The 12,024-nt window shown below is 64.5% G+C and carries 11 protein-coding genes and 1 tRNA gene; 2 read left to right on the top strand and 10 right to left on the bottom strand.

Annotation, left to right across the window (positions count from 1 at the left end):
- Nucleotides 1-81: 81 nt before the first annotated feature.
- Nucleotides 82-1,248 (bottom strand): prephenate dehydratase, encoded by a 1,167-nt coding sequence (gene pheA, locus EG19_RS13625; protein ID WP_038048106.1) that lies wholly within the window; start codon nt 1,246-1,248, stop codon nt 82-84.
- Between the two features lie 51 nt (nt 1,249-1,299).
- Between pheA and EG19_RS04630 the strand changes: the two genes are divergently transcribed.
- A tRNA-Gln gene (locus tag EG19_RS04630) sits at nt 1,300-1,373 on the top strand.
- A gap of 2 nt (nt 1,374-1,375) precedes the next feature.
- Here the strand turns inward: EG19_RS04630 and EG19_RS04635 are convergent.
- Genes EG19_RS04635 through EG19_RS04655 form a run of 5 tightly spaced genes read right to left on the bottom strand, consistent with a single transcriptional unit; the run spans nt 1,376 to nt 6,730 of the window.
- Nucleotides 1,376-2,704, bottom strand: coding sequence for a phosphohexomutase domain-containing protein (locus EG19_RS04635; protein WP_038048107.1), 1,329 nt, complete (start codon nt 2,702-2,704; stop codon nt 1,376-1,378).
- A complete protein-coding gene (locus EG19_RS04640; protein ID WP_038048108.1) occupies nt 2,701-3,372 on the bottom strand; it encodes a CdaR family protein in 672 nt (223 codons plus the stop codon). Before EG19_RS04640 ends, EG19_RS04635 begins: the two co-directional genes overlap by 4 nt.
- A complete protein-coding gene (cdaA, locus tag EG19_RS04645) occupies nt 3,369-4,163 on the bottom strand; it encodes a diadenylate cyclase CdaA (protein ID WP_053334897.1) in 795 nt (264 codons plus the stop codon). Before cdaA ends, EG19_RS04640 begins: the two co-directional genes overlap by 4 nt.
- Entirely contained in the window at nt 4,160-4,990 is an 831-nt protein-coding gene (folP, locus tag EG19_RS04650; RefSeq protein WP_038048109.1) for a dihydropteroate synthase, read from the bottom strand. The genes cdaA and folP overlap by 4 nt, the downstream gene beginning before the upstream one ends.
- A gap of 42 nt (nt 4,991-5,032) precedes the next feature.
- The gene (locus tag EG19_RS04655; protein WP_038048110.1) at nt 5,033-6,730 is read right to left on the bottom strand and encodes a VWA domain-containing protein; all 1,698 of its coding nucleotides are present in this window, start codon (nt 6,728-6,730) and stop codon (nt 5,033-5,035) included.
- A gap of 32 nt (nt 6,731-6,762) precedes the next feature.
- Here EG19_RS04655 and EG19_RS04660 point away from each other — a divergent pair, with 32 nt between their 5' ends.
- Nucleotides 6,763-7,851, top strand: a complete 1,089-nt coding sequence (locus EG19_RS04660; RefSeq protein WP_038048111.1) for a DsbA family protein — start codon at nt 6,763-6,765, stop codon at nt 7,849-7,851.
- Nucleotide 7,852: 1 nt separating this feature from the next.
- Here EG19_RS04660 and EG19_RS04665 read toward each other — a convergent pair whose 3' ends face one another.
- The 4 genes from EG19_RS04665 to ftsH are packed head-to-tail and all read right to left on the bottom strand — an operon-like array spanning nt 7,853 to nt 11,903.
- The gene (locus EG19_RS04665) at nt 7,853-8,896 is read right to left on the bottom strand and encodes an Mrp/NBP35 family ATP-binding protein (RefSeq protein ID WP_038048113.1); all 1,044 of its coding nucleotides are present in this window, start codon (nt 8,894-8,896) and stop codon (nt 7,853-7,855) included.
- 12 nt (nt 8,897-8,908) lie between these two features.
- The gene (locus tag EG19_RS04670) at nt 8,909-9,211 is read right to left on the bottom strand and encodes a metal-sulfur cluster assembly factor (RefSeq protein WP_038048115.1); all 303 of its coding nucleotides are present in this window, start codon (nt 9,209-9,211) and stop codon (nt 8,909-8,911) included.
- A gap of 9 nt (nt 9,212-9,220) precedes the next feature.
- Nucleotides 9,221-9,967, bottom strand: a complete 747-nt coding sequence (locus tag EG19_RS04675; RefSeq protein ID WP_053334898.1) for a lysophospholipid acyltransferase family protein — start codon at nt 9,965-9,967, stop codon at nt 9,221-9,223.
- A 52-nt stretch (nt 9,968-10,019) separates the two neighbouring features.
- Nucleotides 10,020-11,903, bottom strand: a complete 1,884-nt coding sequence (ftsH, locus tag EG19_RS04680; RefSeq protein WP_081799919.1) for an ATP-dependent zinc metalloprotease FtsH — start codon at nt 11,901-11,903, stop codon at nt 10,020-10,022.
- Between the last annotated feature and the right edge of the window lie 121 nt (nt 11,904-12,024).

The following is a 12,024-nucleotide window of genomic DNA, read 5'->3' on the forward strand; positions in this document are numbered from 1 at the left end:
GGAGCGCCGGCCCCACAGCAGGAGCGGTGGCCCCACACGCGCCAGACACTGAGCTGCAAAGCCCGTCTGCTGAGGAAGCGATCAGCTTCCGCTCTCGCTGCCCGGGGCCATGGTGCGGGCGGGGTAAGAGCCCAGGACCTTGAGAAAGGGGCAAAAGCTTTCCAGCTCACCCAGAGCGAGGGTTACGCGCTCTTCCACCAGCGAACCCATGAAGTCCACGTAAAACATGTACTCCCAGGGCCGGCTGGGCAGGGGCCGGGATTCCAGCTTGGTGAGGTTGAGGCCGTGTTTGGCCAGGATCGCGAGGCAGTGCGCCAACGCCCCTTCCCGATGGGGCGTGGTGAAGATCAACGAGGTCTTGGCTGGCAGGGTGGGATCCGGGACCAGGGGGTTGGCGGCCACCACCACAAAGCGGGTCCAGTTTTCCTGCTGGTCGGCAATGGCCCGGGCCAGCACCTGCAAGCCGTAAGCTTCTCCCGCTTCCGCGGAAGCCACCGCTGCCACCGCGGGGTCCTGGCGGTGGGCCACCTCCCGTGCAGCCTCGGCGGTATCCACAAAGGCCTGGACCTGCACATTGGGCAGAGAAGCCAGAAAGCCCCGGCACTGGGCCAGGGCCTGGGGGTGGGAGAGGACCACCCGGATCCCGGTAAGGCTCGCCCCCGGCAACCCCAAGAGGCAGTGCTCCACCGGCAGGACCTCTTCGCCCACGATGCTCACCGCGGCGTGGCGGAGCAAGTCGTAAGTTTCGTTGATGGAGCCGGCGGTGGTGTTTTCAATGGGCAGCACCGCCCAACCCGCTTCGCCGGTTTCCACCGCCGAAACGCAGGCAGCAAAGGTGGGCATGCCCAGAAAGTCCATGTGCCGGCTTTTGCTGCCAAAAAAGCGCTGGGCAGCCAGATGGGAGTAAGCGTAAGGGCTTCCCTGGTAGCAGCACCGGTGGGCGTTGCGAGCCCAGCTGGGATGCACCCCCAGAAGCGCCTGCTCCTGAACCCGCACCGACATGGCCAGAACCACCCGAAAGAGCTCCCGGGAAAGCCCGGGGTCCAAACCAGCTTCCCCGGCCAGCGCTTCCACCCTGGCAAGCACGGCCCTTTCCCGTTCCGGATCCCGCAGGCTAGAGAGGGATTCCCGCTTTTGCCGGGCAATGTTGGCCACCAGCTCCAGCCTTTCCCGGAGCAGAAACAAGAGCTTGCGGTCCAGCTCATCTACTTGATTTCGGAGCAAAACCAGGTTGGCATGGTCTTCCACGGCGCCCTCCGTTGACTCTCCTTTCCCAATGGCTAGAATAGCGTTGCCTGCTGGGGAGTCGTCCAACGGCAGGACACGTGGCTCTGGACCACGGTATCGGGGTTCGAATCCCTGCTCCCCAGCCAACCTAGCCCAAAAGCCGCTGGGCAATCCCCGCAAGATCAGCAGCAAGCTTTTCCGCAGTGCTGGCTTCGGCAGCCTCCACCATGATGCGCAGGAGGTTTTCGGTTCCCGAGTAGCGGACCACCACCCTCCCCGCCTCACCCAGCCGCGATTCGGCGCTCCGGAGGGCGCGAGAGAGCTCCGGGAGCTCCTCCAGGGGCCGCTTTTCCTTCACCGGCACGCCCAACAGCACCTGCGGGAAGGGGACGAGGTCCGCCCGTTGTTCCAGGGTCTTCCCTTCCCGCACCCCCGCCGCCAGGACGTGGGCGGCGGTGAGCAAGCCATCGCCGGTCACCGAATAATGCCCGCAAATGACATGGCCGGATTGCTCCCCTCCCAGCGCCGCCCCTTCCCGGCCCATGGTTTCCCACACCTCGCGATCCCCCACCGGGCACCGCACCAGACGCATGCCCTCCCGACGCAAAGCGGCATCCAGGGCCACGTTGGACATCACCGTGGCCACCACCACACCCCCGGGGAGAAGACCGTCCCTGGCCAGCGTACGGGCCCACAGGAGCAGCAGGTCGTCGCCGTTGAGCACGCGACCGGTGGAGGTCACCAGCACCGCCCGGTCGCCGTCGCCGTCAAAGGCCACGCCGGCATCGGCTCCCCGTTCCCGCACCGCCGCCGAAAGCCTTTCGGGGTGGAGCGCACCGCAGCGAAGGTTGATGTTTTGGCCATCGGGGGAGGCGTGGATGAGCTCCACTTGCGCTCCCAGGGCTTGGAAAAAAGGCCCCGCCACCGAGCTTGCCGCGCCGTTGGCGGCATCCACCACCAGCTTCAAGCCTGCAAGCGCGTTCGGTGGCAGGGTCGTCGCCAAGAAGCGGAGGTAAGCCTGGCGAAACTCAGGGTCTTCCGCCGGCAGCTCCGGCGAAGCGGTGAGCCCTTGCTGGGAAAGCCGCTGCTCAAGCCACCGCTCGTCGGCTTGGGAAAGCTTTTCACCGGAAGGGGCCAAAACCTTGATGCCGTTGTCGGCCGCGGGGTTGTGGGATGCGGAAACCACCACCCCGGCGCCGAAGCTTCCGTCCATGCGCAGAAGGTGGGACACCGCGGGTGTGGGCAAGATGCCCGCCCAAACCACCTCGCCGCCTTCGCGCAAAAAAGCCCCGGCAAACCAGGAAGCCAAAAGCGGGGTGGAAGCCCGGGTATCGCCCGCCAGCAAAACCCGCAACGGCAAACCCCGCTGGGCCAGCAGCTGGTAAAGCGCCCGGGAAAGCCCCATTACGGTTTCTTGATCCAGCGGGTACCGCCCAGGCACCCCCCGCACCCCGTCAGTTCCAAAAAGCCGTCTCATGAACCCCCCTGGGTTTTGGCTTCTTCCGCCCTGCCAATGTCCACCCGCACCCGCACCGCTAAAGGCCCCACCACCCGCAGCAATGGGCTGGGCGAGCGAACCCCCACGGTCACCTCAAAGCCCATCCTTGCCCCCTCCACCACCACCGGATCGGTGCTCACCGAAGGCAACACGTTTACCTGCTGCTCGGGCCCCTGCACCATCACCAGCCGGGGGTCGGCGCTGGCCGCAGCCACGTGGAAACCCTCCGCTGGGCTGCCGGCCAGCACCACCCGCACCGGCACCTGGCGGGACACCAGCTTCTCCAGGCGCAGCGCCACCTCCGGTGGGGAAATGCCCACCACGCCCACGTCTAACGGCAGGTTGACCAAGCGGCTGGCCACCGGATAGGAGGCTTCCCCCTCCCGGGCCTGGGCCAGGTCCACCACCGCCCCCAGCTTGTCCACCGCCTGCAGCCGCTCCAAGGGGCCCCGCAAACGCACCGCCACGGTGCGGGGTACATCGGAGGTCACCACCAGGTTGGGGGGGATGTTGACCAGCGTGAGGGAAGCTTCCACCTCCCGTTCCGCCACCGGCATGCGCCGCTCCAACGCCCGGGCGTACCAAAGCACCACGCTCAAGGCTAGAGCCAGCAACGCCAAACCGGGTTGACGGGGCCAGAGCCTCACCGCTTCCCCTCCCGCTGGCCCAGGTACAGGAGCTTCACCAGGAGGTCCCGGAGCTCCCTTTCTTCCAGGTCCCGGTGGAGCGTGCCCCCCACCGCCAGGCTCACCTCACCCCGCTCTTCGGAAACCACCACCGCCACCGCGTCGGTTTCCTCGGAAATCCCCAGGGCCGCCCGGTGACGGGAGCCCAGCTCCGAGGACACGTTGGGCTGCATGGTGAGCGGCAAAAAACAGCCTGCCGCCTGGATTCTCCCCCCTTGGATGATCACCGCCCCATCGTGCAAGGGGGTGCCGGGGGTGAAGAGGTTGACCAAAAGGTCGTAGGTGCAAAGGGCTTCCAGGGGGATGCCGGTTTCCGCGTAGCTGCGCAGCCCCTCCCCCCGCTCAATGACGATCAGCGCCCCGTAGCGGCGCGCCCGCAGGGTGCGGCAGGCCAGCACCACGTCGTTGACCAGCACTTGCCGCGTGGGTGAGGACGAAAACAAACGCAAGAGCGGAGCCTGCCCCACCGACGCCAGAATGCGTCGGATGTCGTGCTGGAACAAGACGATAACCGCCAACGGCAGGTAAAAGAGCACCTGCCCTAGGATGGCCGAAAGCGTGATGAGATCCGCGGCCTGGGCAGCCACAAAGCCGGCCACCAAAATGAGGATCCCCCACAGCATGGCCAGCGCCCGCCGCCCGCGCAGGGCCCGCAACAGGAAGTAAAAGAGCATGGCCACCAGGAGGATGTCGGCCAAATCCTTAAGGCCCACATCCACCGGCAGGTGCAAAACCTTCCCCCAGCCCCTCATGCGGCCCTCACCGCTCGCGCCACCTGCAGGAACTGCTTGGTGGCGGCTACATCGTGCACCCTCACCACCACCTGCGGGCACCCCAGGGCCGGCAAGAGCGCCGCCAGGCTTCCCGGCAGACGCTCACCCACCGCAGCCCCGGTGAGTTGGCCAATGAAGGACTTCCGGGAAACCCCCAAAACAAGAGCAAAACCCAACGCCGCCAAATGGGCGAGGGCCCGCAAAAGGGCCAGGTTCCCCTCGAGGTCCTTGCCAAAACCAATGCCGGGGTCCAAGAAGATGCGCTCCTTGGGAACGCCGGCCGCCAGCGCCGCGTCCGCCCGCGCCGCTAGAAACTCCGCCACCTCCGCCACCACGTGGGTGTAGCGGGTATCCTGCTGCATGGTTTGCGGGGTCCCCCGCATGTGCATGAGCACGATCCCCGCTCCCGCTTCGGCCACCACCTCCAGCATCCGCGGATCCCCGCCGGCGGTCACGTCGTTCACCAGCTGAGCGCCCGCCGCCAGAGCTTTTTCGGCCACGTCTGGCTTGGAGGTGTCCACCGACAGCACCGCCTGCGGCGCCTTTTGGGCCAGTGCCGCAAGCACCGGGACCACCCGCGCCGCCTCCTCATCCGCTGGCACCGGAGCGGCCCCCGGACGGGTGCTTTCCCCCCCCACGTCCACGATCACCGCGCCTTCGGCCAGCATCTCCAGGCCCCGCGCCACTGCTGCTTGGTGCTCCAGAAAAAGCCCACCGTCGGAGAAAGAGTCAGGGGTTACGTTGAGGATGCCCATGATGGCCGGGCTTCCCCCCGCAAAAACCCGCTGGGGCTCAAAACCTCCCATGCCCTAACTTTAGCGGAAAACCCAGCAAAAGCGCGAGTGTGCTTAGGGCGCCCGCCCCACCAGCACCTGCTGCCAGGCGGTGCCGTGCTCTTTGGCCACACCATCCAGCACCGTGGCCGCCACCGTGTAGGCTCCCGGCGGGATGGTGAAAAGCAGGGTGGGGCGGAAGACCCCCTCCTTGGCCGCGGCTTCCTGGCCGGCCGGTACCGACAGCGGGAAGCTTTTGGGCACCACCGTGAGGTTTTCGCCTTTTTCGTTGTACACCGCCAGGTACACGGTGCAGGAGGCAGCCACACCCCCGCTGGGTTGGGGCAGGAAAACCAAAGCCGAAAGGGGAACGGTAACCTGCGCCGCCATGCGGTACTCCTTGCCCTCAGGCCCCCGCTCTTCCAAGCTGAGGGTCACAGGCAAAGCGCCCTTGGGCTTGGGAAACGTCAGGGGCGTGGCCAGCTCCTGGGCCAGCTTTTCCTCCTCCGGGAGATCCAGGTAGCCCAAACGGTGCCTCACCTTTACGCCGGCCCGCTGGACCTTCACCGCAATGCTGTGAAACTGGCGATCGGGGGGGTGCTTGGGGACGTAGCCCAGGGAGTAGTACGTGGCGGTGTCCTCCAACACCTTGGTAAGCGGCTTTTCAATTTGGTTGCTGCGCAGGTAAAGACCGCCGGTGCCCTGAACGAGCGTCAGCGGCGCCGTTTCCGGATCAGAAGTTTCCGGCGGTGCCGTGAAACTCCCCACGTTTTTCACCATCCCCAGCTGGCGGTTTTCCACATCGTGCAACCGCAGGGGAGACTCCAAACCGCGGGTGTTGATGACGTAAAGCTGGAACCCCGTGGAGTTCGCTGCCCGCACCAGGGCTTGCAGCACCTCCTCGGTGTCGCGCTTCAAGGACTCCAAGGCGGGGTCCGACTGCGCCCGGTCCGTAAGCCCTGTATCGGCCCAGGTTTTGGGGTCGTTGCTCACCAGGTACTGGGCCTCGGGGTGAAATTCCATGGTGCCGGTCAAAAGCACCACCGCCTTGCGCCCCCCAAAGGTGGCGTAGGAGCGCATGAGCCCACCCAAAACCCGGGCGGTCACGGCAAAGGACTGCAGGTTGCGGCGGGCCCGCTCCTGGGAGGCAAAGCGCTGGGTTTGGCCAATGTCGTAGCGGGTGCCGCGGGAAGGCTCCTCGGTTTGCAGGTACTGGGAGCGAACCGGGTCGTTTTCCAGGCGAAAGTCCAGCCGGTGCCTGGACGCAAAGCTGGGCAGCTTGCCTACCTCATCGAGGGCCGCGGCCACCTGAAAGGCATCGGAGGTAAAGGGCAAAAGGTACTGCAGGTCCTGACCAATGGCCGCCACCGCCCACTCGCTCTCACCGGCCACGCTGTGGGTAAGGAACTCCTTGGCTTTTTCCAAAGCCCGAGCGCGGGTGACGGGATCCAAGAAGTTGTTGTCCACCACCAGCACCAGCCGCCGACGGAACCGCTCGTCCTGGGGTCCAATGCCGCGGGAGGTGTCTTCGGTTGCCAGCTGCGGCTGGGCCTGCACCACCTTGAAAAAGTTGCTCACCTCCACGGGCTGGCCGTCTTCAAAAAGCAGGAAGTCCTGAGGACCTAAATCGGTGACCGGCAAACCGTCGGCGTCGGTGACCACCACCTCCACGTTGACCACCCGCACCTCGGTGGTGGTGGTGAAGGTTTGCGGTTGCTGGGCGCCGGCGTTAAAACCCAGGCAAGCAAGGCAAAAAGCCACAAAAGGTCGCATGGGAAGCCCCCTTTTGGTATTCTACCCCCGCCATGAGAAAACGACTTTCCTTGCTCGCTTTGTTCCTTTGGACGCAAACTGCTTTTGCCCAAGCCGACGTAGAAGCCGTTCGGCGGTTTGCCACGGCTTACATGCCGGCCAACCCGCAACCGGTGGAGGTTCACCCCACGGCCAACGGCACCACCCCCGGCGGCCGGTACCAGGTGTTTGCCGCCGTGCGGGGGGACGTCAAAAACGGCCAAGGGGAGGTCCTCACCTTGGTGGTGGACCCGCAGGCGGGCACCGTTAACGCCGGCTTTGCCCTGGGCCTCGGGCAAGGTATTCCCGCCGAGCAACTGCCGTTTTACGCGGAATCCACCTTGCCCCAGGTGCTGGCCCAAGGCATGGGAGGCTCCTTCCGGGTAAGGTGGCCAAGCCTGGCGCAAAAACCCGGGGGCGTGGTGCAGCTGGCGGTGACCTACTCCACCGGCTACGGGTGGGTGCGGATGCCGGTGGCTATCACCGGCGATGGCAAGTTCCTCGTCATAGGTGAAAGCTGGCCTTTGGACAAAGATCCCCGCCAGGTGCGGCGGGAGCGCCTGGCAGAAGCCAAGCTCACCCCCGATTTTGGGGATGCCAAGGCGAAGCTCACTGTGGTGGAGTTTTCCGATATGCAGTGCCCCGCCTGCAAGCGAGCCTGGGGGGAGCTCAAGCCGATCCTCCACAAGCTGCCGGTGGCCCACGTCTCCGCCCACTTCCCCCTGGTTAACGCTCACCCCTGGGCCTTTCGCGCGGCGGTCGCGGCGGTTTGTTTTGGACAGAAGAACAGCGCTTTGATTCCGGCCTTTAAGGACTTCATGTTCGCCCAGCAAGCGGAAATGAAGCTGGAGGCGGTGGATGAAGCGGTGTTTGCCTTTGCCAGCCAAAACGGCGTGGACGAAGGGAGCTTGCGCAGCTGCTACATGCGCGAAGGGGCCGTGCAAACGGTGCTGGACCAGCTGGCTTTGGGTTACCGCTTAGGGGTTATGGGCACCCCCAGCTACTTTGCCGGCGGCGAGCACCTGCCCCTGGAACCCAAGGCCTTTGAGCAGCGGCTTACCGCCATCTTGCAAGCCGGAGGCATCCCGGAAAAAGCAAAATAGCTTACCTGCGGATGCGCCCGCCCAGAGCCTCCACCACCGCTCGGGCCAGCCGGTCAAAAGCCTGAGCCGCCGGCGAGTCGGGGCGGGCGGCGACGATGGGTCTCCCCGCATCGCCGGTGACCACCACCTCGGGATCAATGGGGATTTCCCCTAAAAACGGCACCCCCAGTTCCTCGGCGGTGCGGCGCCCCCCTCCCGATTTGAAGATTTCTGTGCGGTAGCCGCAGTGGGGGCAAAGGAAAGCCGACATGTTTTCCACCACCCCCAAAACCGGCACGTTGACCTTTTGAAACATGAAAAGCCCCTTGCGGGCATCGATGAGCGCCACGTCCTGGGGGGTGGTGACGATGATGGCCCCGTCCAGCGGTAACTGCTGGGTGATGGTGAGCTGGGCGTCGCCGGTGCCCGGGGGTAGGTCCACCACCAGGATGTCCAGCTCACCCCAGGCCACGTCCTCCACGAACTGCTGCAGCGCCTTCATGACCATGGGGCCCCGCCAGATCACCGGGGTATCGGGGTCCAGAAGGAAACCCAGGGACATGACCTTCACGCCGTTGCCGTTCACCGGCAGGATCTTTTCGTCCTCGGTGACCCGTGGGGGGTCCACGCAACCCATCATGAGGTGCTGGGAAGGCCCGTAAATGTCGGCATCCAAAAGGCCCACATCCAGGTTGAGCTGCTTGAGGGCCAGCGCCAGGTTAGCCGCCACCGTGGACTTGCCCACCCCGCCCTTGCCTGAAGCCACCGCCACCTTGTACCGCACCCCCGGCAACACCTGGGGCGCAACTGCCGCTTGCCCCGGGGCTTCCACCGTAACTTTGAGGTCAAGCTGCCTCACGCCCTCGAGCTTGGAAAGCACCTCCCGGGCATCCCGCTCCACCTGCGGCCCCGCTTCCCGGTTGGCGGTGGTGAGGCGGATTTCCACCGCAAGCTTTTCGCCCTCAATGCGCACGCCCTTGACGAAGCCAAAAGACACGATGTCCCGGGTGAGACCCGGGAACTTCACCGCCCGCAACACCTCCAGGACCTGCTGTTCCGTGACCATCCTTGCCCCTTTCTACGCCCAACCCATCCGCTTTTGCACTTCCGGCGAGGCCATGGCCGGGTTCCAGGGTGGATCCCAAACCACCTCCACCGCCACCTGTTTGGCCCCGGTGTGGCGGCTTACCGCTTCCCGAATATCGTCGGTAATGCGGTGGATCAGCGGGCAGCCGCGAACCGTGAGCGTCACCTGCACCTTCACCGCATCCGGCGGCAAAACCCAAACCCCGTACACCAGCCCCAAGTCCACGATGGAAAACGGGATTTCCGGGTCCATGACGGTAGCTAGCGCTTCCCAAACCCTTTCTTCGGTGAGCATGAAACCCCCTCAGTGAACAACCTCTAGGCCTGCCGCTTCCCTTCCCGTGCGCAGGGCATCCACCGCTTCACGCACCCGCGCCATGAGCGATTCCTTTGCCGTAACCCCCAACCCGGCGGTGAGCACCGGTTCGCCAAAGCGCACGGTAATGGTCCCCGGACGCAAAAGGTAGTGCTTCTTGGGCAGAATCCGCCGCGGTCCTTGCAGGCCCACCGGAACGATGGGTAGCTGCGCTTTCAGCGCAATGAGAAACCCACCCCGCTGGAACGGCAGCAGCTCACCGGTTGGGGTTCGGGTTTCTTCGGGGAACACCAGGACCGAGCGGCCGGCGCGGATGCGGTCGGCGGCTTCCTCAAAGGAACGGATGGCTTGCCGGCGGTTTTCCCGATCCACCGGGATAAAGCCCATGGCGCGCATGGCCCAACCCAGGAAGGGAACAGAAAACAGCGATTTCTTGGCCAAGAACCGCACCTGACCGGGAATTGCCACCAAAAGCGCGGGGATGTCCAACCAGCTTTCGTGGTTGGCCATGAACACCACGGGGGTATCGGTGGGGAGCTTTTCCGCCCCCTCCACCCGCAGGCGCACCCCGCAGGCCCAAAGGATGATGCGGGCCCAAAGCCGGGCGCCGTTCCTGGTCCAATCCCCTTTGGGCGGCAAGAAACCCACCAAGGTGCCGTAAGCACCCATGATTACGGTATCCACCACGGCCACGGTAAAGGCCAGAATGGTGTGGAGAAGTCTCAAGACCACCACGGCGGCATTGTACCCCTTGCGCCAAAACCCCGGGCTTTCGGTAGAAGGCTTTCTAGCTGGACACCGCTGCCACCGCTGGGGTTGGGCGGCCAGGTCCTTTGAGCTTTTCCACCGGCACGCCGGTGAACTCCGACACCAGCTGGTACACCTCTTCCCCTTCCAGCACCTCGCGCTCCAGCAGGGCCTCGGCAATGCGGTCCAGCACCGGCCGGTGCTTTTGCACCAGCTCTTGAGCCCGCCGGTAGGCCTCCTCCACCAGGCGCTTGATCTCGCTGTCAATCGCCACCGCCGTGGACTCCGAGTAGTCCTGATGGCGGGCAAACTCCTTGCCCAGGAAAATGGCTTCCTCACGCTTGCCAAAGGTAAGGGGACCCATGTTGGACATCCCCCACTCGCACACCATCTTGCGGGCCAGCTCCGTAGCCCGCTCCAGGTCGTTGCCGGCGCCAGTGGTGACCTTGTCCGGGCCAAACACCAGCTCCTCGGCAATGCGGCCACCCAACAGCACCGTGAGCTCATCCTCCAGGTAGCTCTTGGGCAAGAGGTAGCGGTCCTCCTCAGGCAGCTGTTGGGTCAAGCCCAGGGCCATGCCTCGGGGGATGATCGTGACCTTGTGGAGAGGATCGGCGTTGGGCAAAAGCGCCGCCACCAGGGCGTGCCCCCCTTCGTGGTAGGCCACAATGCGCTTTTCCTCCTCGGACAGGGCCAGCGAGCGGCGCTCCGCCCCCATCATCACCTTGTCCTTGGCGTACTCGAAGTCCTCCATTTCCACCGCTTGCTTGTTGAGCCTGGCTGCCCGTAACGCCGCCTCGTTCACCAGGTTGGCAATATCAGCTCCCGAAAACCCCGGGGTGGAGCGGGCCAGCACCTCCAGTGAAACATCGTCCGCCAGCTTAATTTTGGCGGTGTGTACCTTGAGGATCTCCAGCCGGCCGTTAAGGTCCGGGCGGTTCACCACGATACGACGGTCAAAGCGCCCGGGACGCAAAAGCGCCGGATCCAACACGTCCGGGCGGTTGGTGGCGGCAATGAGGATCACCCCTTCGTTGGACTCAAAGCCGTCCATTTCCACCAGCAGGGCGTTGAGGGTTTGCTCCCGTTCGTCGTGGCCGCCTCCGAGCCCGGCACCCCGGTGCCGGCCCACGGCATCAATTTCGTCAATGAAGATGATGCAGGGGGCGTTCTTCTTGCCCTGCTCAAAGAGGTCCCGAACCCGGCTGGCTCCTACCCCCACGAACATCTCCACGAAGTCCGAACCGGAAATGGAGAAAAACGGCACCTCGGCTTCGCCCGCTACCGCCTTGGCCAGCAGGGTTTTGCCCGTGCCTGGGGGTCCCATGAGCAGCACGCCCTTGGGGATCTTGCCGCCGAGCTTGGCGAACTTCTGGGGGTTTTTCAAAAACTCGATGATTTCCTGAAGCTCCTCCTTGGCTTCATCCACCCCGGCCACGTCCTTGAAGGTCACCCGCTTTTGATCGGGGGTGAGCATGCGGGCCCGGGACTTGCCAAAGGCCAGGGCTTTGTTGCCCCCCATTTGCATTTGCCGGAAAAACACCCACCACATGCCCAAAAGCAGCAGAAAGGGCAACCAGGAGATGAGCCCTGTCCAAAAGGAACCCTGGGAGGGAGGCTCGGCTTTGATCTTCACGCCCTTTTCCCGCAGGGCCTTAACCAAATCCGGGTAACCCGGGGAGTAGGTGATGAACTCGTAGGGGCGCTGCCCGAAAGGGCGGGGCGGGGCTTGTTGGCTCCGCCCGAGGATTTCCTCCCCGCGGATGAGCACCTCGCTCACCTGCCCCTTGTCCACCCGGTCCAAAAACTCCGAAAAGGGAATTTCCTGGGTGGCGGCGCGGGTGGTGGTGACCCAGTTCCAAAGCACCACCACCAACACCAGCACCACCAAAAACAGCATTACGTTCTTGACGTTTTGGTTCACCTTTTTTGTTTCCTTTCAAAAAGCCCGACTAGCTTTCACCCAGAAGGTAAATGCCGGGCAAATTGCCCCATTTACCTTCGTGCTCCATGCCGTAACCCACCAGCCGGCCGTCAGGCACGTG

The sequence above is a fragment of the Thermoanaerobaculum aquaticum genome (assembly GCF_000687145.1).
In the GTDB taxonomy this organism is placed as follows: Bacteria; Acidobacteriota; Thermoanaerobaculia; order Thermoanaerobaculales; family Thermoanaerobaculaceae; genus Thermoanaerobaculum; species Thermoanaerobaculum aquaticum.